Consider the following 630-nt stretch of genomic DNA (forward strand, 5'->3'; position numbering starts at 1 on the left):
AATAACAATTACAATAGGAAGAAGATCGCGGGCACTGTTAAACAGAGCGCGGAACAAAGCAGTGAGTGCTTCCATGCAAATCCTCCCTTTGACGAACAAGTTATTAGCTCTGAAGGCGAGACCTGTCCGGTGATATCCTTATCATCTACTCTCAGTGTGGCATAAATTTCTACTCACAAACGTGAACAACCTTATGTCACCACTAACATTTGGTTACATTTTCCTAATATGTGAACTGGATGAGCCACCACGAAAATTTATCTGAAAGATGGGAGAACACATGATAAGCAGCGCTGAACTGATCAAGCGAGGCGCAAAACGACTATAATGTTCTAATATATTGACATTCAAAGAGATGCTATGAAGATATTACTTACAGGTGGAACTGGGTTTATAGGGTCTGAGTTACTCAAACTGCTCACCACTCATCAGATAGTGTTACTGACCCGATCGCCAGACCAAGCCAAACAGCACTTGCAGTACGCTGATTTAGGTAATATCGAGTACCTTGCTTCTCTTGATGAACTCGCCGATCTCAACAACATAGATGCCGTCATCAACCTCGCAGGAGAACCAATCGCAGACAAGCGTTGGACGGAACAGCAAAAAGAGAAAATTTTCGACAGTCGC

The 630-nt window shown here is 43.2% G+C and carries 1 protein-coding gene; it reads left to right on the forward strand.

Annotation, left to right across the window (positions count from 1 at the left end):
• Positions 1-360: 360 nt before the first annotated feature.
• On the forward strand, positions 361-630 hold a 270-nt coding region (locus tag R7Z50_RS28555; RefSeq protein WP_318149888.1), incomplete at its 3' end, for an NAD-dependent epimerase/dehydratase family protein.

It is taken from the genome of Vibrio sp. 1249-1 (genome assembly GCF_033340495.1).